The following is a 20,859-nucleotide window of genomic DNA, read 5'->3' as shown; positions in this document are numbered from 1 at the left end:
TCATGTCGGGGCCGCGTCCTAGTCTGCAGCCATGACACCCGCCGAGCACCTCCTCCACGCCCTGCCTCACCTCGGGGAAACCTTCACCCTGCAGGACGCCGCCCAGCAGACCCGGGTCCTCGACCCGTGCGGTTGGCCGGTGCCCGCGCACGTCGACAAGCTGGCCTGGCAGCTCCATGACCTGGTCATGGCCGGCCGCCTCGACACCGATGGCACGACCTTCCAGCTCCCCGCCCGCGAGCTGCTGGATCTGTCCGAGCAAGGGCTTCCCGAGCATCCGATCTTCGAGGTCACCGACTGGACGGTGGACATCCGCGAAGCGCTCTCCCGCTCCGCCGCCGCCCTGACGCTGCTGGCCCACCGATTGCGCCGCAGCCTGCCGCAGAAGTACCCCGAGGGTTCGGTGTTCGCCACCGCCGCGGGCCACCTGTTGGCGTCCTCCCGCTTCCGCGACGCCGTGGCGGCCCAGCCCGAACCCCTCGACCCGGCCTTCCTGCTGGCCGCCGCGAACCGGGAGGTGGCAGGTCTGCAGGACCGGACCTTCGCCGCCCGCCTCAACCTCAGCGCCGGCGAGACCGCGCTCTGCCGCGTCCTGGGGTGGGAAGGCAGCCACCCGGAGCTCGATCCCGTGCGCCGGGTGCTGTCCGCCGACGGCCGGGCGTTGGCCGTCGAGGAATATGCGGCCCTGTTGGCGGACGTCGACCCGCAGCGTTGGATCTTCGACATGCAGCAGTTGAGCCGCGCCGAGCTGTACCTCTACCCGACCTTTGAGGTCCGCACCCCCATCGTGCTGGCGGAATCCCCCGTCCGCGCCCTCGGACGTTCCTACCTCTACGTCTTCGAGGCCTCCCAGTTCGCCGGTTCGCGGGCGGCCTCCGATCCCCTGCTCGCCGAATACGAGCCGCAGGTCATCGGCGGCGGACTCATGGTCACGCGGCGCGACGCGACCCCACTTTTCCGCGCCCTCGGCATCGAGGTGCGGGAGGAGGCCCCGGCTCTCTCCCTGCGCACCCGCATCGAGATGGCGCGCACGGAGACCGAGTTGGCGGAGTATTTCACAGCTTCGGAAGCCGGGATCCTCGCGGAAGCGGTCACCTTAGGCACCGCCGTGGAGATCGAGTACCGGAACGAGGCGGGCGTCGAGTCGCTGCGGACCGTCTCCAACCCCACCCTGGTGAACAAGACCCTCCTGCGCGGCTACTGCCACCTGCGCTCTGAGGACCGCATCTTTCGGCTCGACCGGATCCGCAGGGTCTCGCGGCCGGAGTGAACCACCGCACCCCTCACCCCAGGCGCGCCAGGGCCCGGTACTCCGGATCGCCCTGCCGACCGGGGTTGAGGGTGGCCAGTGACGCTCTGTCCACCCGCCCTTCCTCCACCAGGTAGAGGTACAGCATGGGGTCCCACCCGATGCTGGCCAGCGCCTCCTGCACCTCTCCCGATCCGAGTGCCGTCACCAGCGCTTCTCGCAGGAGGGGTCCGAAGCTGTCCCAGTCCTCGTCCGGCCAGGCATCGGCCAGGTCATGGGTACGTCCGGTGGCCTGGTCGAGGCGTTCGTTGCTGATCTGCTCGCCCATTTCCTCCGGGCTCCACGGATCGTGGAGGTCCTCAGGCGGAGCATCCCCCTCCGCACACACCACCGCCAGGTAAGGAACCAGGTAGTCGTCCACGGGACACAACGCCAGGCCCGCGACTGGGCGCCCGTCGAAAGCTGTGGCGTGGGCGCGCAGTACCTCAGCGATGGCCTGGCCCAGCTCGCGGGCCAGGTCCTGGAAGTCCTTCTCCATGCCCGCAGGCTAACACCACCGCCAGCGTCGTGCGGACCCGGAAATCAGAGCAACAAAGCACTGTGCCCCGCTCCAGATCTGGAGCGGGGCACGAGCCTCAGAGGGAGACTACTTCTCGTTCTGCGTCATCAGCGCCAGGCCGATGGCCAGCATGAAGAAGTCCTTGGCCAGGGGCATGCCTTCCTGGGTGGGGCGGATGCCGTCAGCCTGGGTGTTCTCCGGGTTACGGAAGTACATGGAGAGCAGGCCACCGGTGAAGGCGGTCAGGGCCGCGCCGGCGATCTTGTTCGGCACGAAGGGGGCGAGGAGAGCTGCGCCGATGCCGACCTCGGAGTAGCCGATGAAGGTGCCGAACTTGTCGGAGGGCAGCTTGGCCATCAGCGGGATGCCGGAGGCAGCGGCCTGCTGGAGGCCGGCGGAGTGCTCGGCGGGCATGCCGATCTTGCCCACGCCGGAGTTGGTGATGAAGGCGCCGGTCACGCCGCGCAGGATGACATCAGAAATCTTGGACATTGTTTCCCCTTGAGGTGTTGTTGTTGACGTATCCACAAGGTAGCCGAATGTACAGCGTCCCGTCAACCACCCTCCGGACAAGTAGATACAGATCACACCATAGGCTGCGCATGGTCAGGCCTCACATATACACTCGGAAGCATCGGTCTGCACTCCCCCACTGAAGGACTACTGAATGGCCACCATCACCCTGGACCATGTGGACAAGCTGTACCCCAACGGCTACCACGCCATCAAGGACGCGAACCTGGATATCCGTGACGGAGAATTCGTCATCCTCGTCGGACCCTCCGGCTGCGGTAAATCCACCCTCCTCAACATGATCGCCGGCCTGGAGGACATCACCGGCGGAGAACTGCGTTTCGACGACCAGGTGGTCAACGACCTCTCCGCCCGCGACCGCGACATCGCCATGGTCTTCCAGTCCTACGCCCTCTACCCGCACATGACGGTCCGGGAGAACATCGAGTTCCCCCTCCGACTCTCCCGCCTCCCGAAATCCGAGATCCAGAGCAAGGTAGCGGAGGTCTCCGCCTCCCTCGGCCTCGACGAGTACCTCGACCGCAAGCCCGCCCAGCTCTCGGGCGGCCAGCGCCAGCGCGTGGCCATGGGCCGCGCCATCGTCCGCCGGCCGAAGGTCTTCCTCATGGACGAGCCCCTGTCCAACCTCGACGCCAAACTCCGCGTCCAGATGCGCGCCGAAATCGCCCGCCTCCAGCAGGACCTCGGCGTGACCACCGTCTACGTCACCCACGACCAAACCGAGGCCATGACCCTCGGCGACCGCGTCGTCGTCATGCGCAAGGGCGTCATCCAGCAGGTCGGCTCGCCTGACGAGCTCTACGCCTCCCCCGAGAACCTCTTCGTGGCCGGCTTCATCGGCTCGCCGTCGATGAACTTCATGCCGGGACGCCTCCACGACGGCGTCGTCAGCACCGGTTTCGGAGCGATCCTCCTCCCCGACGCGCTTATCGACGCCGCCTCCCGCGCCACCAGCGACTCCGTCATCCTCGGCATCCGCCCGGAGGCCTTCGAGGACGCCTACCTCGTCGCCCCGGAGCAGCGCGACTCCGGCATGACCATCTCCGCCACCCTCAACCTCGTCGAATCCACCGGCGCCGACCGCTTCGTGTACTTCTCCCCGCCCGAGGTGGAGCAACCGACCGAGGAGGCGCGGCAGGCGGCGCGTGAGGCGGGCGTCGATGAGCTCGGTGGCGAACTGGTGGCCCGCCTGAGCAACGCCACCCGCGTCGCCACCGGCGAGGCCATGGACCTGTGGTTCAGCCCCGAGTCGCTCTACCTCTTCGACGGCGAGAACGGCCAGGCACTGCGTGCGGATGAGGTGCTGGCCCGGTGAAAGACCGCAGAATCTCCCGGCGCGGCTTCCTCGGCGCGACCGGTCTCCTCCTCGCCGGGGGTGCGCTCAGCGCCTGCGGGGGCGGGCAGCCGACAACGTCCGGGGCTCTCCTCGGCGGGCCCCGCCCCTTGACCATCTGGGCCAGCCAGTATGAGGTCCCGGGACTGGAGAAGGTCGCCGCGCGCTTCCAGGAGGACACGGGTGTGAGCATCCGCGTCATCCAGCGCAACTACAACGGCCAGATGCTCTCGGACTTCCTCACGCAGGTCCCCACCGGAGAGGGCCCGGACATCATCGTCGCCCCGCACGACGTGCTCGGCCAGGTGGTGAACAACGGCGCGGTCTCCCCCGTCGACCTCATCGACCCGGAGGAGACCTTCCTCGACATCGCCCTGCAGGCGATCACCTATGACGGCCGCTACTACGGCGTGCCCTTCATCATCGAGAACGTCGCCCTGCTCCGGAACAACGCCCTCACCGAGCACACCCCGGACACCTTCGACGATCTGCTCGCCGAGGGCCACCGCCTCATCGACGCGGGTGCGGCGAAGTACGCCTTCACCACCAGCCAGTCCGAGGCCTCCGGCGACCCGTATCACCTCTATCCCCTCCAGTCCTCCTTCGGCGCCGAGGTGTTCCGTCGCGACGCGGACGGCGCCTACACCACGGAGCTGGGCATGGGCGGCGAGGAGGGGCGCGCCTTCGCCGCCTACCTGGCGGAGCTGGGGCGCAACCGCGACCTCATCGTCACCATGACCCCGGACATCTCCAAGCAGGCCTTCATCGACGGCGAGACACCCTACTTCATCGCCGGCCCCTGGAATCTGCCGGACATCCAGGCCGCGGGCATGGACATCGCGGTCCTCTCCGTGCCCTCGGCCGGCGGGCGGCCCGCGATCCCCTTCGTCGGCGTGTCCTCCTTCATGATCAACGCCAACTCCGCCTCCCCGCTCGCGGCGCGCGACCTGGCGCTCAACTACCTGTCCCGGCCCGAGGTCCAGCTGGAGCTGTTCACCAACAACCAACGTCCCCCCGCCAACCGGGAGGCCCTCGCGGGTATGGACGACCCCGTGCTCGCCGAGTACGCCCGCATCGCCCAGGAGGACGGCGCCCCCATGCCGTCGATCCCGCAGATGGGTGCGGTGTGGAACTTCTGGGGCACCACGGAAAACGGCATCGTCACCGGCGCCGGCGACCCCGCGCAACTCTGGGACAACATGATCACCAACATCGAGAGGGCGATTGAATCGTGACCACCGCACTCGAACCGCGGCGTCGACAAGCAGGTGCCGGACTGTGGCTGAAACTCCTGGTCATGGCCGCGCTCAATGCCTTCGGGTTCTACGGCATCGCCGCCTCCTGGCTCGCCGGGCAGTGGGGCATGCTGGTCTTCCTGGTGCTCGCGCTCATCGGCGCGAACGTCGTCTACTTCTGGAACGACCGCCGCACCCTGCCCTGGAAATACCTCTATCCCGCGGCGATCATGCTGCTCATCTTCCAGGTGTTCGTGGTCATCTACACCGCGGGCATCGCGTTCACCAACTACGGCGACGGCCACAACTCCACCAAATCCGACGCCATCACCGCCATCGAGCTGAAATACGACGAGCCCGTCCCCGACGCGCCGGTCCGCCCGGTCGCGGTCCTGGACAGCGATGCGGGGCTCGGCCTCGCCGTGCTTGACGACGCCCGCGTCCTCGCCGCCCCCACCGGCGAGCAGCTCACCCCGGTCGAGGCGACCGTCGAGGACGGGCGCATCACCGCGGTCGAGGGCTGGGAGGTGCTCTCCACCGCGGACGCGATGGCCCGCCAACAGGAGGTTCTCGACGTCCGCGTCCTCTCCCCCGACGACGGCGACGTCGTGCGCACCAACGACGCCCGCACCGCCACCACCTACACCTCGACGATGACCTACGACGAGGCGCGCGACGCCATGATCGCCGCCGACGGCACCGTCTACACCCCCAACGACACCGGCAGCTTCCAGTCCCCCAACGGCACGGAACTGCTCCCCGGCTGGCGCGTCAACGTCGGACTGTCCAACTTCACCCAGGTCTTCGCCGACTCCACCTACGCCGGCCCCTTCCTCAAGGTGACCGCCTGGACCTTCGTCTTCGCCTTCCTCTCCGTGGCGCTCACCTTCTTCGCCGGGCTGCTCATGGCCCTGCTGTTCAATGACCCGAACATGAAGTTCCGCGGCTTCTACCGGGCACTGGTCATCATGCCCTACGCCTTCCCCGCCTTCCTGTCGATCCTCATCTGGGCCGGACTGCTCAACACCGACTTCGGCTTCTTCAACCAGGTGCTCTTCGGCGGGGCCGACATCAACTGGCTCGGCGACCCCTGGCTGGCGCGGCTCTCCGCCGTCATGGTCAACCTCTGGCTGGGCTTCCCCTACATGTTCCTGGTCACCACCGGCGCGCTGCAGTCCATCCCGGACGACGTGTACAAGGCCGCCAAGATCGACGGCGCCGGTGCCGGAACCACCTTCCGGAAGATCACCCTGCCGCTGCTCATGGTCGCCGTCGGCCCGCTGCTGGTGGCCAGCTTCGCCATGAACTTCAACAACTTCAACGTCATCTACCTGCTCACCGGCGGCGGCCCCCGCGACCTCGACTCCCCCACCGGCGTCGGCGCCACGGACATCCTCATCAGCTTCGTCTACAAGATCGCCTTCGCCTCGGGTGAGAACCAGTACGGCGTCGCCTCCGCCATCTCCCTGCTGATCTTCATCATGGTCGCGGTGGTCTCCGCCATCACCCTCATCCGCTCCAACTCGCTCAAGGAGATCGACTGATGTCCGCCCCCGTCACCGACATCCACCGCCGTTCAGCGTGGCTCCAGTTCAAGCGGGGCGGCTGGCGCCACATCGTCGCCTGGATCATCATCGTCTACGCGCTGTTCCCCATCCTCTACGTGGTCTCGGCGTCCCTGTCCTCCGAGGGCACCCTCACCGGCTCCAACCAGCTCTTCCAGTCCATCGGGGCCGAGAACTACCAGAACCTGCTCACCGATGAGCAGCACCCTTACCTGCGGTGGTTCCTCAACTCGATGATCGTCTCCTCCGTGACGGCGATCGGCACCGTCCTCATGGGTGCCGCGGCGGCGTACGCGTTCTCCCGCTACCGCTTCCGGGCCCGCCGCCCCGGACTGATCGCCCTGCTCATCGTGCAGATGTTCCCGCAGCTGCTCGCCTTCGTGGCGATCTTCCTGCTCATGTTCTCCATCAAGTCCGTCTACCCCTGGCTGGGCCTCAACTCCCTGCCCGGCCTCATCCTCATCTACCTCGGCGGATCGCTGGGCTCGAACACGTTCCTCATGTTCGGCTTCTTCAACACGGTGCCCACCGAGATCGACAAGGCCGCGGTCATCGACGGCGCCAGCCACTCCCAGGTGTACTGGCGCATCGTCCTGCCGCTGATCACCCCGTCCCTCGTGGTGGTCGGCATGCTCGCCTTCGTGGCCAGCTTCTCCGACTTCCTCATGGCGCAGATCGTCCTGCAGGACCCGCAGAAGTGGACCCTCGCCGTCGGCCTCTACCAGTTCGTCTCCGTCCAGTTCGGCGAGAACTGGGGCGTGTTCACCGCCGGCGCCGTCATCGCCGCAGCCCCGGTGGTGCTGCTCTTCATCGTGCTGCAGCGCTACATCGTCTCCGGCATCACGGGGGCGGTGAAGGGATAGACGGGGCGCCGCCCGTCCGGCTGACCTCGCGCCCGCGTTTCCCCAGGGCGCGACCGGTCTCGACTCGGGACGTCAGTCCGACGGGCGGTCCAGACCCTCCAGCTGATAGACGGTGGGGATGAAGAAGAGGGTGCCGGTCACGGGCGTCGAGAAGTCGAGGATGCGGTCGTAATTCCCGGGCGGATCCCCGATGAACATGTTGTGCAGCATCTTCTCCGTCACCGCCGGATCCCCCGCGTAACCGAGGAAATAGGTGCCGAACTCCTTGGCGCCGACCTCCCCGAAGATCATGTTCTCGCGGAGGATGGCCAGGTCATTGCCGTCCTCATCGGTGATGGAGTTGGCGGCGACATGGGAGTTGGAGGGCTTGATGTCGTCGGGAAGCTCGATGTCGTCGAGCTTCGTGCGGCCGATGACCTTCTCCTGCTCCTCGACCGGCTGCGCATGCCAGGCGCCGAGATCGTGCAGGTACTTCTGGACGATGAGGTAGGAGCCACCCCGGAACCCCGGGTCCTCGTCACCGACGAGCACGGCCTCCACGGCCTCGTCCCCGTCCGGGTTCTCCGTGCCGTCGACGAAACCGAGCAGGTCGCGCTCGTCGAAGTACTTGAAGGCGTGGGTCTCGTCGACGACATCCACGTGTCCGTCGAGACGGTCCATGATGACCCGCGCCAGCTCGAAGCAGAGGTCGAAGCGCTGCGCACGGATGTGGAGGACGAGGTCGCCGGGCGTCGCGGGTGCGTGGTGCACCGCGCCGTCGAGACGCTGGAAGGGATGCAGCGACGCCGGCCGCGGGCCACCGATGAGACGGTCCCACACGTCGGAGCCGACCCCGACGGTCGCGGACAGCTGATCCTCCTTCGCCCGGAACCCGACCGAGCGGATGAGGGCGGGCACATCCGCGAGCAGACTCCGCACCGGGCCTTCACTACCTGCGTGGACACTCACCACGATGATCACGGCCGACTTCGCGGGGTCGACGACGATGTCCTGGGTCCTGACTCTCGACATGGCACCACTGTAGTGGCCGGTGGCCCCGCGGGACAGGAAAAGGGAAGGCCCCCGACCTATTAGTGCAGGTCAGGGGCCTATTTGTGGAGCTGCCGGGAATTGAACCCGGGTCCTCCGTCACCTCGCCAGGGCTTCTCCGTGCGCAGTTCGCGCCAGATCTCTGCTCGACCCTCCGGCTCGGACGAACACGTTCCGGATGATGGGCCCAGTCAGCGGTAAGAGTCCCGTCTCACCCCGCTGACGCGGCGAGACGGCAAGTTCCCTAGTCGATGCCAGGGTCCGGGTCGGGAACGAGCCCGGTCTGACAGACACGCGGTCGCTACTTAGGCAGCGAGGGCGTAGTCGCGCTGAGTGTTCTCGGCGCTTATGGGTTTGCTGCGACGCTCACGGTGGTCCTCAGCCTGCACCGGCACGCTTCCCCTGGCTCAATGTACGAAGTCGAAACCAAAATCAGCCCCGTACTCTGCGGACGGGATTGTGCAATCTTTCCGCAGGATGGCCCATGTTAACTGCTGTGAATCTGCTCTGTCAACCATGCGGCGAGCACGATGGCGTGGTTGTGCTCACGGTCGGCGGCGGCGTAGAGAAGCGTGAGGTCATCCTCCCCGGCCAGGGCGGCGCCGGCCCCGGCGGCAAGCTCAGCCCGGTAGCGGCGGTGGAACTCCTCCCACCTGGACACGTCGTGTCCGAACCACTTCCGCAGTTCAGGCGAGGGGGCCACGGAGGGCTCCCAGTCCCACGGCATGTCCTCCTTCGACACGCCGCGCGGCCACAGCCGGTCGACGAGCACGCCGCGGCCTGACACAACATCCGTGCCGTGCAGGACGTCGTGCAGCTTCGCCGCGCGGATCACCCGGCGATGCCCTTGACGCGGCGTCCGAGCTCGCGGGTGATCTCGCGCTCCTCGGTGCGGCGTTTGATGTCCTGGCGCTTGTCGTAGTCCTGCTTACCCTGCGCGAGCCCGAGCTCGAGCTTGACGCGACCGTCCTTGAGGTAGAGCTGCAGCGGCACGAGGGTGCGGTTGCCGTCGCGGACCTTGCCCATGATGGAATCGATCTCCCGGCGGTGGAGCAGGAGTTTGCGGGTGCGCTTCGGCGAGTGGTTGGTCCACGATCCCAGGGAGTACTCGGGGATGTGGAGGTTGCGCAGCCACACCTCGCCCTCGTCGACGGTGGCGAAGGCATCGGCGATGGACACCTTGCCCTCGCGCAGCGACTTGATCTCCGTGCCCACCAGCACGACGCCGCATTCGTAGGTCTCCAGGATGTGGTAGTCGTGCCGGGCCCGGCGGTTGGTGGCCAGGACGCTGCGGTCCTGTGTTTTCTTCTTCTTGCCCATAGTCCGAACCATGTTACAGCAGGAGAATCAGCACGATGATCGCCGCAACCAGTATCGCGGACCCCACGAGCGGCGCAATGGGCCGCCGACGTAGGGCCCCGGCGGTGCGCGGGGTGGAACTGAGTTCGGTGGTGGCGGGCACCTGCAGCGCCAGCGCAGCGAGCGCGGCGCGTTCGACGATCATCGGAGCGTAGTCGCGCACGGCGACGTGGAAGCGGTCGCGCAGCTCCGGGTGGCCGGTCAGCGCCACGGTCGTCTCATAGGGTTGCTTCGCGACGAGCGCCGCCACCCGATCCGCATCGAAGGTCTCGCTCCGGCCGGGGTAGGTGGTGAGGAGGTCCCGGTCGGCGTCGATAAGCAGGACGCGGTGACCGGTGAGGCGGTGCAGGACCTCGATGTCGGCGAGCAGCTGGACGTCATCGTCGGCGACGCCGGCGATGGCCAGCTCACCGACGACGCGGCCGAGGTCAGTGACGGACATCCCGGAGGGGTGGACGAGGACGACGCGCGCGGGCGGGCCGTCGCCGAGCTGGGCGGCGGCATGGACGGCGCGGGCCACCGTGGGGAACACACCCATAAGGTGCTTTCCGGCGGCCGACCCGACGCCGCTCTCCCCGTACGACAGCCCCAGTTCCCACATCAGAGGAGGAACACGACTCCCAGCACGACGATGAGTGCGATGGCCAGGATGAGCACGAAGCGGGTCGCGCTGGAGCTGCGTTCCGGGGCGAGGTCCTGGGGCGCGTCGGAAGGCTCGGGAACGGAGATGAGGGACTCGGAACTCGGGTGCTCGAGGGCGAGCTGCGCGACGTCGACACGCTCGTAGGACTTCTCCCCCGCCGTGGGGAAGGTGACGGTGACGGGCGTGGGCACCGGCTCGGGCTGCGCGCCGAAGAGGTTCTTCTTCGGCGCCTCGACCGGGTACTCGACGAGGGTGGCCTGCTCCCCTTCCGCGGTCGAGAGCACCTCGACGTCCGTGCGGACCTGCACCTTGTGCCCCGGGATGCCGGAGATGATGAGTTCGCCGAGGTACCACTTGAGCTCGTGCGGCTTGAGGTCGGTCTCGACGATGAGGATCGCCTTTTCCGGGGAGCGGGATTCCTCTCCCTCGGAGGACAGGCGCACGGCGCGGTCGACCTCCGGGAAGAAGCCGGTGATCTCCGGGGTGCCGGCGGCGCCGAGCTTGGCGGCGCCGAGGCCTAAGGGGGTGGCGGTCAACGCCAGGGTCCAGGTCATGGGCTCTACTTTCTCACATAGCTGCGCAAGGCCACCTGTGCGGTCAGGCCGGCGAAGATGATGCCGATGACGGCGACGATGGGCACCACCAGCCAGATGTCCGCCGTGGTGACCGGGGCGATGAGCTGCGAATCGTAGAGGCCGCGCAGCGCCTTGTCGATGACGAACTGCTTGCCCAGGAACAGCCCCGCCGTGGCCAGCAGGGCACCAATGATCGTGGCCAGCACGGCCTCGAGGACGAAGGGGGCCTGCGTGTACCAGCGGGAGGCGCCGACCATGCGCATGATGGAGATCTCATCGCGGCGCGAGAACGCCGCGATCTGCACCATGTTGGCGATGAGGAAGATCGCCGCGATGGCCTGCACGCCCGCCACCAGGAAGGTGGCGTTGCGGACGGCGTCGAGGTTCTCGGTGGCGCCGCGCAGGTCATCGACCTGGTCGACGATGGTGTCCACTTGCTCGAGGTCCCGGATGGGCTCCAGCGGGGACTGATCCAGCGGATCGCTGAGCCGCACGTGGAGGGCGGCAGGCAGGGCATCCGGGGAGGTCTCGGCCACCAGCTGCGGGTCGGTGTCGCCGAAGACTTCGACGAAACGCTCGAAGGACTGCTCGCGGGAACGGTAGGTGACGGAGTCGACGCCCTCGGCGCCGTCGAGAAGCTCGCGGACCTCGCGGCACGCCGCGGAGGAACAGTCCGCATCGTTGGCGGAGATGTCCTCGTCGAGCTGGACCATTACCTCGACGCGGTCGAGGTAGATGTCCTTGGTGTCCTCGGTCATCTTGGTCACCAGGAAACCGGTGGCCAGCAGCGCCAGGGAGATGGCGGTGGTGATGATAAGGGCGATGGTCATGGTGAAGTTACGGCCCAGGCCGCGGAAGGCCTCGCGGAAGACGAATCCGAGTTTCATGTGCTGCTTCCTTCCCTAGCGGGTCTCGCCGTAGACGCCGCGGGCATCGTCGCGCACGAGCTTGCCCAGGTGCAGCTCGACGACGCGGCGGCGCATGTCATCGACGGTGCGGGCGTTGTGGGTCGACATGATGACGGTCGTGCCTCCGCGGTTGATCTGATTGAGCAGGGCCATGATGTCGTCGGAGGTCTCCGGGTCCAGATTGCCGGTGGGCTCGTCGGCGAGCAGGAGCAGCGGGCGGTTGACCACGGCGCGGGCCACGGCCACGCGCTGCTGCTCACCACCGGAGAGTTCGTTGGGCATGCGGTCGGCCTTGGCGGCCAGGCCCACCATGTCGAGCACCTCGGGCACCGCCTTGGCGATCTGGGCGCGTGACTTGCCGATGACCTCCAGGGCGAAGGCCACATTGTCGTGGACGTTCATCTTCGGCAGGAGGCGGAAATCCTGGAACACGTAGCCGATCCGGCGGCGCAGCTGGTTGACCTGCCCGCCCTTGAGGCGGTTGACGTGGAAGTCCGCGAAGTGGATGTCGCCGGAGGAGACGTTCTCCTCCCGGATCATCAGCTCGAGGAAGGTGGATTTGCCCGACCCCGAGGGGCCGATGAGGAACACGAACTCACCCTTGTCGATGGTGAGCGAGATGTTGTCCAGCGCCGGCCGTGTCGAGGTCGGATAGACCTTGGTGACGGAATCGAAGGTGATCACCTCTCACACTGTAGCCAACCCCGTGTGACGCATGGGGCGAGTGTGACCATTCACAGGCAACCGGAAAGCAAGCGCTACTCCCCCTGCTGCTCGGCCATCCGCCAGCGGATCCCCGACTCGAGGAAACCGTCGATGTCGCCGTCGAGCACCTTGGAGGGGTCATTGACCTCGAAGTTCGTGCGCAGGTCCTTGACCATCTGATAGGGGTGCAGCACGTAGGAGCGCATCTGGTTACCCCACGAGGCCTGCCCGCCGGCGCCGAGCGCATCCATCTCGGCGCGCTCCTCCTGACGCTTCTGCTCCAGCAGCTTCGCCTGCAGGACCCGCATGGCCGAGGCCTTGTTTTGGATCTGGGACTTCTCGTTCTGACAGGTCACGACGATGCCCGTCGGGATGTGCGTCAACCGCACCGCCGAGTCGGTCGTGTTCACCGACTGGCCGCCGGGACCCGAGGACCGGTAGACGTCGACACGCACGTCGTTGTCCGGGATCTCGATGGAGTCCACCTGCTCGACGACCGGCAGCACCTCCACCTCCGCGAAGGAGGTCTGGCGGCGGCCCTGGTTGTCGAAGGGACTGATGCGCACGAGGCGATGCGCCCCCTGCTCCACCGAGAGCTGGCCGTACATGTAATCGCCGTGGACGACGAAGGTCGCGGACTTGATGCCCGCCTCCTCCGCGTAGGAGATGTCGTAGACGTCGACCTTGTGGCCGTTCTTCTCCGCCCAGCGGGTGTACATGCGCATGAGCATCTCGGCCCAGTCCGCGGCGTCGACGCCACCGGCACCGGAGCGGATGTTGATCAGCGCCTCACGCTGGTCATAATCGCCCGAGAGCATGGTCTGCACCTCGAGCGCCTCGATCTGGGTGCGCATGTCGGCCAGCTCTTCATCGGCCAACTCATCGCCCTCCCCCTCCTCCTCGGCCAGCTCGTACATGACCGGGAGATCCTCCAGCCGCTGCCGCAGGTCGGTGAGCTTGCGCAGCTTCCCCTGCACCGCCGAGAGCTCCGACGTCACCTGCTGGGCGTGATCCGGGTTGTCCCACAGACCCGGGTCCGCAGCCTGCTGCTCGAGCTCGCGCACGCGGGCCGACATCTCCTCCGGGTCCATCACCTTCTCGATCGTGGTGAGGGTCGCGTTGAGGTCATCGAGTGCTGCAGAAATATCCGGTCGCATAAGGCCCTACTCTACTGTGCTTCTCGACGCCCCTCCGCAGCCCCCTGCCCCGGCTCCGCGAAGGCGCGCGCGAACCCCGCGGGCACGGCCAACCCGAGGGCGGTGCCGGCGGCGATGAAGGGCAGCCCCATCGCGTTCATGCTGGTCTCATCCGGGATCACCTCGGCGACCAGGAAGCCGAGCGTGAGGCCGAAGGACGTGGCCCACGCCGGCAGGAGCCCTTTGGGGGAGACCTTGGTGCCCAGGACGATGACGAGGATGACCGAGGCCAGCCCGCACGCCACCACCTGCGCCCAGTGGTACTCGTGGCCCAGCAGCATCCGGGGCATGGTGATCATCCAGATGACGAAACCACCGGCCACCCCCAGGATGAGCGAGCCTCAAGCCCGCAGGGAGAGCCCGGCGATGACCATCATGCCGAGCGGCCAGAGGAGCGGGGCCCCCGCCACGATGAGCCCGACGGCACTCACGCCGCCCTCCGCAGCCTGAGCACCCCTGTCAGCTGCCCGGTCCCGTCAAGTTGACGGGCCCAGAATCCCCCAGCCAGGGCGAAGCCGCTGGCGATGGTCAACAGCACTAGGAAGAGCATGCCTTCACGCTACGCCGGAAGGCATATCTCGGCAGCAATATCAGGGCAGCTATAGGTCGAGTACGCGGGACCCCAGCCACCCGGACCTCTCGCTCTATCCATGGGAAGCTATGCCTGGGGTGATATGCCTGTCGCCGCGACCAACCCTCATCCGGACACCCGCTGGCGCTCCGGGCACAATGGTGCGCATGAACGAACAGCATCCCGCCGCCTCCCTCGACGACATGATCGCCGCCATCACGAAGACCTTCGTCATCGCGCACGAGCAGGATTCCGATCTCCACCTCGCCCAGACGCTCGTCTACAACGCCGGCCGCCTGGCGTGGCGGCTGCGGGAGCAGGGCCTGCCCACCGAACAGAAGACCTCGGTCTCGGATGTCGTCACCATCGCCGACCGCGCCGCCGAGGACTTCATCTCCGGGGCGCTGGCTCAGCTGCGGCCCGAGGACGGCATCCTCGGCGAGGAGGGCGCCGAGCGTCCCTCCAGCTCCACCCGCTACTGGGTGGTCGACCCGGTCGACGGGACCTACAACTTCGCCTCCGGTTCGGACTACTGGTGCTCCGCCCTGGCGCTCGTCGAGGGGAGCCCGGATAACCCGGAGAAGATCATCCTCGGCGCCGTCCATCGCCCGGCGATGGGCTACACCTGGGTGGGCGGGCCCGAGATTCCCACCACGCGGGACGGCCAGGAGGTGGCGCGACTGCAGGAGGTCGACGCCTCGCAGCTGAGCCTGGGCACCTACATCCACCCCACCTCCCTGGCCCGGCCGGAGCGCGCGGAGGCCTGGATGCGGGCGGTCACCGAAGTGGCGACCCTGCGCATGCTGGGTGCGGGTTCCGTCGACCTGGCCTCCGTGGCCGACGGCACCCTGGGCGTGTGGGTGCAGCATTCCGTCGCCGACTGGGACTGGCTGCCCGGCCTCGCGCTGGTCGAGGGCGCCGGGGGTGTCGGGGTGAAGGTCGAGGCCGGAGGGGTCACGTGGTGCGTGGCCGGCAATTCCCGCGCCGTGGAACACGTCGCTGCGGCGCTGGCTAGGATGACGGCATGACCAGTTACGCCGATGACCTCGCCCTCGCCCTCGAACTCGCCGACCTCGCCGATTCGCTGACCCTCGAGCGCTTCGAGGCCACGGACCTCAACGTCACCGCCAAGCCCGACATGACCCCGGTCTCCGACGCGGACCTCGCGTGCGAGGAGGCCCTGCGCGCCAAGCTCGCGGAAGCCCGCCCCGCGGACGCCATCCTCGGCGAGGAGTTCGGTGGGGAGGCCAGCCACGAAGGCCGCCAGTGGGTCATCGACCCCATCGACGGCACCAAGAACTTCGTCCGCGGCGTGCCCGTGTGGGCCACCCTCATCTCCCTGCTGGTCGACGGCGTCCCGGTCGTCGGCGTCGTCTCCGCCCCGGCACTGGCCCGGCGCTGGTACGCCGCCGCCGAGTCCGGCGCCTGGCGCACCTTCAGCGGCGGCTCCCCGAAGAAGCTCGGCGTCTCCGGGGTCGCCTCGCTTGCCGACGCCTCCCTCTCCTTCTCCTCCCTCGAAGGCTGGGCCGCGCGCGGACTGCGGGAGAACTTCGTCGCCCTCACCGATGCCACCTGGCGACTGCGCGGCTACGGGGACTTCTTCTCCTACTGCCTCGTCGCCGAGGGGGCGGTGGACATCGCCGCCGAGCCCGAGGTCTCCCTCTGGGACCTGGCCGCCCTGTCGGTGCTGGTCACCGAGGCCGGCGGGCGCTTCACCTCACTCGCCGGGCAGGACGGGCCCCACGGCGGGGACGCCATCGCCACCAACGGCCTGCTCCATGACGCCGCCCTCGACGCCCTCCGCGGATAACCCCCGCAACACTAAGGCCCCCACTGTCCGGTGACAGTGGGGGCCGAGGCGTTGAAGGGGGCGTCGATAAGCTAGTCGGCGAGGTGGAAACCGGCGCCGACACCGCCCCGGTTGTTCATGTCCGCGAGGACGTTGTCCACGTTCGTCGACACGGTCGGCATGAACAGTCCACCCTGCAGCGGGGTCCGGCAGGAGTAGCGCTGATCAGCGAGAACACCGCCGGAGACCATGCCCACCATGCGGTCCCCCGCGAGCACCGGAGCGCCGGAATCGCCGACCATGGCGCACAGCTGGGAGATCTGCATCGCCTCATCTGCGGACCACACATGTCCACAGGTGGTGCCGGTGGCCACACCCTGCTTGCACAGCATCTGCCCCGGCACGACCGGGCCGCCGACACTGTTGACGGTCACGCCGTTGTAGGTGCGGGAGATCTCCGTGTTGGAGCCCAGCTCGATGACGGAGTAGTCGTGCAGCTTGTTGCTGGCGGCGACGGTGCCCGAAGCCCCCACCTGCCAGGAGTCGGCGGACCAGACCTTGTCCCCCGGATCGCCGCAGTGACCGGCGGTGATGCCGACCTTGCGGCCGGCGGCGTCCGTACCCACCACGCCGAGGGTGCACATCATCTGGTCACCGACGAAAATCGGGGTGCCCGGCCCGTAGAGGGACTTGTCCTGGTTCTGCACCACCACCGACTCCTCCGGGATGCGCGGGGCATCGAACCAGGAACCCGGCACGCGGTGCAGGACCCACTCCGCGGCGGGCTTGCCGGCCATGGCCTTGTCGATCGGATGATCGGTCCACAGGTAGTTCTGGTCCAGGGCGGCTTCCGCGCCTTCGACCCAGGCCTCGCCGTTGGCGTACGGGGCCGGGGCCGGTTCCTCGCGGAGACGGGTGTTGGGCAGATGGGTGATGATCGCCTGGTCAACGGCATCGGTGAGCGCCGGGTCCACCGGCGCGGTCTGCACCCCGAGGGAGGCGAGCTGCGCCCGCACCCCGTTGATGACATCCGCCGAGGCCACCTCAAGGGGCTGCTCCTGCGCCGCCACGGACGGCATCGCCCACGTCACCGCTCCGGTCACCAGTACTGCCGTCATGATCTTGTGTATGCGGGCGTGCCGTCGCATGTGGGTGGGGTCCTCTTCTGGTGGAGCCGAATGAATACCTCCACATCATGCCACGCCCGCCCACTTCCCGAGGATGGACATGAATGTCGTGTCCGAAAGGTTACCGAGGCACGCACCCCACCAACGACAACACCCTCCCAACCGGAGTTGAGAGGGTGTTGTGGTGAATTGGTAGCGGGGGCAGGATTCGAACCTACGACCTCTGGGTTATGAGCCCAGCGAGCTACCGAGCTGCTCCACCCCGCGATGGGTGCTATTCACTTTCACCGTCGCCTTAACGACATGTGTGACTATAGCAACCTGCCGCCGCTTCCCCCAAATCCCCAGGCAGCCCGCTTATCGACGCCCCGTCCCCGACAAGACCAGTGCCCTCCCCCACCAACGACAACACCCTCCCGGCCGTGAGGCTGGGAGGGTGTCGTGGTGAATTGGTAGCGGGGGCAGGATTCGAACCTACGACCTCTGGGTTATGAGCCCAGCGAGCTACCGAGCTGCTCCACCCCGCGACGGGTGCTATTCACTTTGTGCACCTGACCACGTTTCCGTGGCAGATGTTGAACTATACCCACAGCCCGGGGATCTTCACAAATCCCCAGGCTACGACGGGTTAGTTGCCGCCCGCGGAGCGGTAATCGGCGACGGCGCGGTCGAGCTCGTCGAGGGCCTTGCCGTACTCCTCGAAGGAGCCGTTGCGCGCGTCCTCGATCTTGCGCAGTGCGTCGTTGATGCGGTCGATGGCCTCTCCCTCGGTTCCGCCGCCGGCGGCCGGCGGGGTCGGGGCCTGGGTGTCCTGCTCCTCCGGGGTGTCGCCGGTCTCCGGGGTCACCTCGGCGGGCGTGCCGGCGATGTCCTGCGCGGCGCGCGGGTCGATGCCCACCTGGGCGAGCGCCTCGGAGATCGTCGGGGCGTAACCGACGCGGCCCTTGTAGGAGACGAGCACGCGCAGCAGCTTCGGGAAGGCCGATTCCTGGTTCTTGCGCTGGGAGTAGATCGGCTCCGCGTAGAGGATCTCCCCGCCGCCGACCGGCAGGGTGAGCAGGTTGCCGTTGTGCAGCTGGTTGGTGCCCTCCCACAGGGTGCGGTCACGCGCCACCTGGTCGGAGGACATGAGCGCATCCTGCGCCTGCTTCGGACCCTGGGTCTGGGTGTTGGTCGGCAGGACGCGGACGGTGATCTGCCCGTAGGTCTCCGGGTCGGAGCTGACGGCCATGTGCGCGGAGAGGAACTGGCGCTCGAGGCCGCGGAACGGGGTGATCAGCTGGAAGCTAGGCTCTTTGGTCTCCGGGTCAGCGGCGACGACGTAGTACGGCGGCTGGTTGAGGTTGTTGCGCCCCTCCGGTGCGGTGGGATCCTCGGAGACGGACCAGAAGGCGTCGTTGGTGAAGAAGACGCCCGGATCGTCGACGTGGTAGCGGGCCAGCAGGTCGCGCTGCACCTTGAACAGGTCCTCGGGGTAGCGCAGGTGCTGGCGCAGCTCGGCGGAGATCTCCGACTCCGGCTTCACGGTGTCGGGGAAGATGCCCTTCCACGCCTTGAGGACGGGGTCCTCGGTGTCGAATTCGTAGAGCTCGACGGTGCCGTCGTAGGCGTCGACGGTGGCCTTGACGGAGTTGCGGATGTAGCCGACGTTGTCGGTGATCAGCGCGCGGGTGGTGCCGTCCGGGTTGAGGGCGTCGGCAGTGGTCTCGGTCAGCGAGGTCTGCTCGGTGTACGGCAGGGCGCGCAGGGTGGTGTAGCCGTCGACGATCCACTTGATGCGGCCGTCGATGACGGCCGGGTAGGTCTTGGAGTCGGTGGTCAGCCAGGGGGCGACCTTCTCCACGCGGGAACGCGGGTCACGCTCGAAGAGGATCTTGGAGTTGCCGTGGACGCGGTCGGAGAGGATGAGGTTCATCTCCTGGTAGCGCATGGCGAAGGCACCGCGGTTGATGATGTTGCCGATGTCGACACCACCCTCACCGTCGTAGGTGTAGAAGGAGGTGTCGGTGTCGTACTCGACCGCTCCGGTGCCGTTCTCGCCGACGATGGCGTAGTCGGCGCCGTCGGAGGCGTTGGCGATGACCGGGCCGTAGTAGATCCGCGGCTGGTCAACCTTGATGCCCAGCTCCTCCGCCTCCTCGGCGGCCTGGCGGGCGGCGTTGGTCTGCAGGTCGGAGACGGTGAACACCGGGAAACCACCGCGGGTGGAGCCGGCGTCGCGGGCAGCCTCGTCGACGGTGTTGGCCTGCGCGGCGATGAAGCCGTTGCCGTGGGTGTACACGGTGTGGCGGTTGATCCAGTCGCGCTGGTTCTCGCGCAGGGCGTTGGGGTCCATCTCACGGGCCGCGACGACAAAGTCACGCAGCTGGCCGTCCACCTCGTAGCGGTCGACGTTGAGGGTCTCCGGGAAGCCGTAGAAGTTGCGCAGCTGCTGCATCTGGGTGAACGTCGGGGCGAGGATCTCCGGGTCCAGGAGGCGAATGTTGGAGATGGTGGCCTCGTCGGCGGCGACGGCCTCGTCGGAGGCCCCGCCCTGGCCCCAGTTCTCCAGGTAGGTGACCTGGTCGTCGGTAAGCCCATAGGCCTGGCGGGTGGACTCGATGTTGCGGGAGATGTACTCGGCTTCCTTCGCCACGCGGTTCGGCTGGACGGAGAAGCGCTCCATGAGCAGCGGCCAGGCGACGCCGACGACGAAGGAGGACAGCAGCAGGAGCACGACACCGAGCGCCGGGATCCGCAGGTCCTTGAGCACGATCGCCGAGAAGAACGCCACGGCGACGAAGATCGCGATGATCATGAGGATCATCTTGGCGGGCAGGTGCGCGTGGATGTTGGTGTATCCGGCGCCGGTGAAGGTGCCCTGCGACTGGGTGGAGTACAGCAGGGTGTAGCGGTCGAGGAAGTACGAGCCCGCCTGCAGCAGCATCCACAGTCCGCCGGTGACGGCGAGCTGGATGCGGGCCGCGCGGGAGATGTGCCCCTTGACGCCCATGGCCTGGTTGCCGATGCGGATGCTGCCCAGCAGGTAGTGCCCGATGAGCGCGATGACGAAGGCGACGACCAGCAGCACGGAGAGGGTCTCCACGACGAGGACGATCATCGGCAGGCTGAAGGCGTAGAAGCCGAGGTCGTGCCCGAACTGGGGGTCCTGCACCCCGAAGTCACTGCCGTTGAGGAACATCATGACGGTGCGCCACGTGCCCTGGCCGACGAAGCCGGCGAACAGCCCCACCACGACGGGGATGCCGATGAGCAGGGCGCGGACGGACTTGTCCAGCGCCTGCCGGTACTGGTGGACCGGGGAGTTGAGGTCGAGGGTCTCGAGGGTGTCGGGGCGGTTGCGCCAGGTGAAGTATCCGGCCAGCCAGACGATGAAGCCGGCGATCAACGCGAAGACGAAGAACAACGCCAGGCGCACGAGCAGCACCTTGGTGAACACGCCGCGGAAATCAACTTCACCGAACCAGAGCCAGTCGGTGTAGAAACCGATCGCCATGGGCGTGAGGATGAACAGCGCGGCGACGACGCCGACGATCCAGCTCAGCAGCCGTGGGGGCCGGTTGAGGGACGGGGAGGGTTGTGAGAGGCCGGTGGCCAAGTCCTTGCTCCTAATTATTTA

The 20,859-nt window shown here is 67.4% G+C and carries 20 protein-coding genes, 2 tRNA genes and 1 other RNA gene; 7 read left to right on the top strand and 16 right to left on the bottom strand.

What is annotated here, in order from left to right:
* Window positions 1-31 precede the first annotated feature (31 nt).
* A complete protein-coding gene (locus ACFPUZ_RS12530) occupies window positions 32-1,270 on the top strand; it encodes a WYL domain-containing protein (RefSeq protein WP_377002235.1) in 1,239 nt (412 codons plus the stop codon).
* A gap of 13 nt (window positions 1,271-1,283) precedes the next feature.
* Here the strand turns inward: ACFPUZ_RS12530 and ACFPUZ_RS12525 are convergent, their stop codons facing one another.
* Window positions 1,284-1,787, bottom strand: coding sequence for a hypothetical protein (locus ACFPUZ_RS12525; RefSeq protein WP_377002233.1), 504 nt, complete (start codon window positions 1,785-1,787; stop codon window positions 1,284-1,286).
* A gap of 108 nt (window positions 1,788-1,895) precedes the next feature.
* Window positions 1,896-2,300: a hypothetical protein gene (locus ACFPUZ_RS12520; RefSeq protein WP_377002232.1), complete on the bottom strand. Its 405-nt coding sequence runs from the start codon at window positions 2,298-2,300 to the stop codon at window positions 1,896-1,898.
* A gap of 175 nt (window positions 2,301-2,475) precedes the next feature.
* Between ACFPUZ_RS12520 and ACFPUZ_RS12515 the strand changes: the two genes are divergently transcribed.
* From ACFPUZ_RS12515 to ACFPUZ_RS12500, 4 genes are read left to right on the top strand one after another with little or no spacing between them, the layout of a single operon-like run.
* Window positions 2,476-3,657: an ABC transporter ATP-binding protein gene (locus tag ACFPUZ_RS12515; RefSeq protein ID WP_377002231.1), complete on the top strand. Its 1,182-nt coding sequence runs from the start codon at window positions 2,476-2,478 to the stop codon at window positions 3,655-3,657.
* Window positions 3,654-4,910: a sugar ABC transporter substrate-binding protein gene (locus ACFPUZ_RS12510; RefSeq protein WP_377002229.1), complete on the top strand. Its 1,257-nt coding sequence runs from the start codon at window positions 3,654-3,656 to the stop codon at window positions 4,908-4,910. The genes ACFPUZ_RS12515 and ACFPUZ_RS12510 overlap by 4 nt, the downstream gene beginning before the upstream one ends.
* On the top strand, window positions 4,907-6,454 hold the full coding sequence (locus ACFPUZ_RS12505) for an ABC transporter permease subunit (RefSeq protein ID WP_377002227.1): 1,548 nt from the start codon (window positions 4,907-4,909) through the stop codon (window positions 6,452-6,454). Before ACFPUZ_RS12510 ends, ACFPUZ_RS12505 begins: the two co-directional genes overlap by 4 nt.
* Window positions 6,454-7,338, top strand: a complete 885-nt coding sequence (locus tag ACFPUZ_RS12500; protein WP_377002226.1) for a sugar ABC transporter permease — start codon at window positions 6,454-6,456, stop codon at window positions 7,336-7,338. Before ACFPUZ_RS12505 ends, ACFPUZ_RS12500 begins: the two co-directional genes overlap by 1 nt.
* Window positions 7,339-7,410: 72 nt before the next feature.
* On the opposite strand, the gene ACFPUZ_RS12495 is transcribed toward ACFPUZ_RS12500, so the two are convergent.
* From ACFPUZ_RS12495 to ACFPUZ_RS12450, 10 genes are all read right to left on the bottom strand, one after another.
* Window positions 7,411-8,349, bottom strand: a complete 939-nt coding sequence (locus tag ACFPUZ_RS12495; RefSeq protein ID WP_377002224.1) for a Dyp-type peroxidase — start codon at window positions 8,347-8,349, stop codon at window positions 7,411-7,413.
* 81 nt (window positions 8,350-8,430) lie between these two features.
* Window positions 8,431-8,807, bottom strand: a transfer-messenger RNA (tmRNA) gene (gene ssrA, locus ACFPUZ_RS12490).
* A gap of 47 nt (window positions 8,808-8,854) precedes the next feature.
* A complete protein-coding gene (locus ACFPUZ_RS12485) occupies window positions 8,855-9,202 on the bottom strand; it encodes a DUF488 domain-containing protein (RefSeq protein WP_377002223.1) in 348 nt (115 codons plus the stop codon).
* Complete coding sequence (gene smpB, locus ACFPUZ_RS12480; RefSeq protein ID WP_377002222.1) at window positions 9,199-9,687, bottom strand: SsrA-binding protein SmpB; 489 nt, start codon at window positions 9,685-9,687, stop codon at window positions 9,199-9,201. Before smpB ends, ACFPUZ_RS12485 begins: the two co-directional genes overlap by 4 nt.
* A gap of 13 nt (window positions 9,688-9,700) precedes the next feature.
* Window positions 9,701-10,258 (bottom strand): hypothetical protein, encoded by a 558-nt coding sequence (locus tag ACFPUZ_RS12475; RefSeq protein WP_377002221.1) that lies wholly within the window; start codon window positions 10,256-10,258, stop codon window positions 9,701-9,703.
* A gap of 68 nt (window positions 10,259-10,326) precedes the next feature.
* Window positions 10,327-10,923, bottom strand: a complete 597-nt coding sequence (locus tag ACFPUZ_RS12470; protein WP_377002220.1) for a hypothetical protein — start codon at window positions 10,921-10,923, stop codon at window positions 10,327-10,329.
* Window positions 10,924-10,928: 5 nt separating this feature from the next.
* Entirely contained in the window at window positions 10,929-11,831 is a 903-nt protein-coding gene (gene ftsX / locus ACFPUZ_RS12465; protein ID WP_377002219.1) for a permease-like cell division protein FtsX, read from the bottom strand.
* Window positions 11,832-11,846: 15 nt separating this feature from the next.
* The gene (ftsE, locus tag ACFPUZ_RS12460) at window positions 11,847-12,536 is read right to left on the bottom strand and encodes a cell division ATP-binding protein FtsE (protein WP_377002218.1); all 690 of its coding nucleotides are present in this window, start codon (window positions 12,534-12,536) and stop codon (window positions 11,847-11,849) included.
* 74 nt (window positions 12,537-12,610) lie between these two features.
* A complete protein-coding gene (gene prfB, locus ACFPUZ_RS12455; protein ID WP_377002217.1) occupies window positions 12,611-13,714 on the bottom strand; it encodes a peptide chain release factor 2 in 1,104 nt (367 codons plus the stop codon).
* An 11-nt stretch (window positions 13,715-13,725) separates the two neighbouring features.
* Complete coding sequence (locus ACFPUZ_RS12450) at window positions 13,726-14,052, bottom strand: hypothetical protein (RefSeq protein ID WP_377002216.1); 327 nt, start codon at window positions 14,050-14,052, stop codon at window positions 13,726-13,728.
* 430 nt (window positions 14,053-14,482) lie between these two features.
* Between ACFPUZ_RS12450 and ACFPUZ_RS12445 the strand changes: the two genes are divergently transcribed.
* Together ACFPUZ_RS12445 and hisN are read left to right on the top strand one after the other, a co-directional pair.
* A complete protein-coding gene (locus ACFPUZ_RS12445; protein WP_377002215.1) occupies window positions 14,483-15,352 on the top strand; it encodes an inositol monophosphatase family protein in 870 nt (289 codons plus the stop codon).
* Window positions 15,349-16,134, top strand: coding sequence for a histidinol-phosphatase (hisN, locus tag ACFPUZ_RS12440; protein WP_377002214.1), 786 nt, complete (start codon window positions 15,349-15,351; stop codon window positions 16,132-16,134). The genes ACFPUZ_RS12445 and hisN overlap by 4 nt, the downstream gene beginning before the upstream one ends.
* Before the next feature lie 71 nt (window positions 16,135-16,205).
* Here the strand turns inward: hisN and ACFPUZ_RS12435 are convergent, their stop codons facing one another.
* The 4 genes from ACFPUZ_RS12435 to ACFPUZ_RS12420 form a co-directional block, all read right to left on the bottom strand.
* A complete protein-coding gene (locus ACFPUZ_RS12435) occupies window positions 16,206-17,261 on the bottom strand; it encodes a S1 family peptidase (RefSeq protein ID WP_377002212.1) in 1,056 nt (351 codons plus the stop codon).
* 169 nt (window positions 17,262-17,430) lie between these two features.
* Window positions 17,431-17,507: transfer RNA gene (locus ACFPUZ_RS12430), tRNA-Met, on the bottom strand.
* A 183-nt stretch (window positions 17,508-17,690) separates the two neighbouring features.
* A tRNA-Met gene (locus tag ACFPUZ_RS12425) sits at window positions 17,691-17,767 on the bottom strand.
* A gap of 101 nt (window positions 17,768-17,868) precedes the next feature.
* Window positions 17,869-20,838, bottom strand: a complete 2,970-nt coding sequence (locus ACFPUZ_RS12420; protein ID WP_377002211.1) for a UPF0182 family protein — start codon at window positions 20,836-20,838, stop codon at window positions 17,869-17,871.
* Between the last annotated feature and the right edge of the window lie 21 nt (window positions 20,839-20,859).

The sequence above is a fragment of the Corynebacterium nasicanis genome (assembly GCF_042658165.1).
Classification (GTDB): Bacteria; Actinomycetota; Actinomycetes; order Mycobacteriales; family Mycobacteriaceae; genus Corynebacterium; species Corynebacterium nasicanis.
Note: the sequence above shows the minus strand (reverse complement) of the source record. Positions and strands in the feature narration are given on the sequence as shown.

Bases quoted from the DNA above. Each gene is read 5' to 3' on its own strand.
- ACFPUZ_RS12530 (WP_377002235.1), top strand. From the start codon at position 32: ATGACACCCGCCGAGCACCTCCTCCACGCCCTGCCTCACCTCGGGGAA.
- ACFPUZ_RS12525 (WP_377002233.1), bottom strand. From the start codon at position 1,787: ATGGAGAAGGACTTCCAGGACCTGGCCCGCGAGCTGGGCCAGGCCATC.
- ACFPUZ_RS12520 (WP_377002232.1), bottom strand. From the start codon at position 2,300: ATGTCCAAGATTTCTGATGTCATCCTGCGCGGCGTGACCGGCGCCTTC.
- ACFPUZ_RS12515 (WP_377002231.1), top strand. From the start codon at position 2,476: ATGGCCACCATCACCCTGGACCATGTGGACAAGCTGTACCCCAACGGC.
- ACFPUZ_RS12500 (WP_377002226.1), top strand. From the start codon at position 6,454: ATGTCCGCCCCCGTCACCGACATCCACCGCCGTTCAGCGTGGCTCCAG.
- ACFPUZ_RS12495 (WP_377002224.1), bottom strand. From the start codon at position 8,349: ATGTCGAGAGTCAGGACCCAGGACATCGTCGTCGACCCCGCGAAGTCG.
- smpB (WP_377002222.1), bottom strand. From the start codon at position 9,687: ATGGGCAAGAAGAAGAAAACACAGGACCGCAGCGTCCTGGCCACCAAC.
- ACFPUZ_RS12470 (WP_377002220.1), bottom strand. From the start codon at position 10,923: ATGACCTGGACCCTGGCGTTGACCGCCACCCCCTTAGGCCTCGGCGCC.
- ftsX (WP_377002219.1), bottom strand. From the start codon at position 11,831: ATGAAACTCGGATTCGTCTTCCGCGAGGCCTTCCGCGGCCTGGGCCGT.
- prfB (WP_377002217.1), bottom strand. From the start codon at position 13,714: ATGCGACCGGATATTTCTGCAGCACTCGATGACCTCAACGCGACCCTC.
- ACFPUZ_RS12450 (WP_377002216.1), bottom strand. From the start codon at position 14,052: ATGATCACCATGCCCCGGATGCTGCTGGGCCACGAGTACCACTGGGCG.
- ACFPUZ_RS12445 (WP_377002215.1), top strand. From the start codon at position 14,483: ATGGTGCGCATGAACGAACAGCATCCCGCCGCCTCCCTCGACGACATG.
- hisN (WP_377002214.1), top strand. From the start codon at position 15,349: ATGACCAGTTACGCCGATGACCTCGCCCTCGCCCTCGAACTCGCCGAC.
- ACFPUZ_RS12435 (WP_377002212.1), bottom strand. From the start codon at position 17,261: ATGCGACGGCACGCCCGCATACACAAGATCATGACGGCAGTACTGGTG.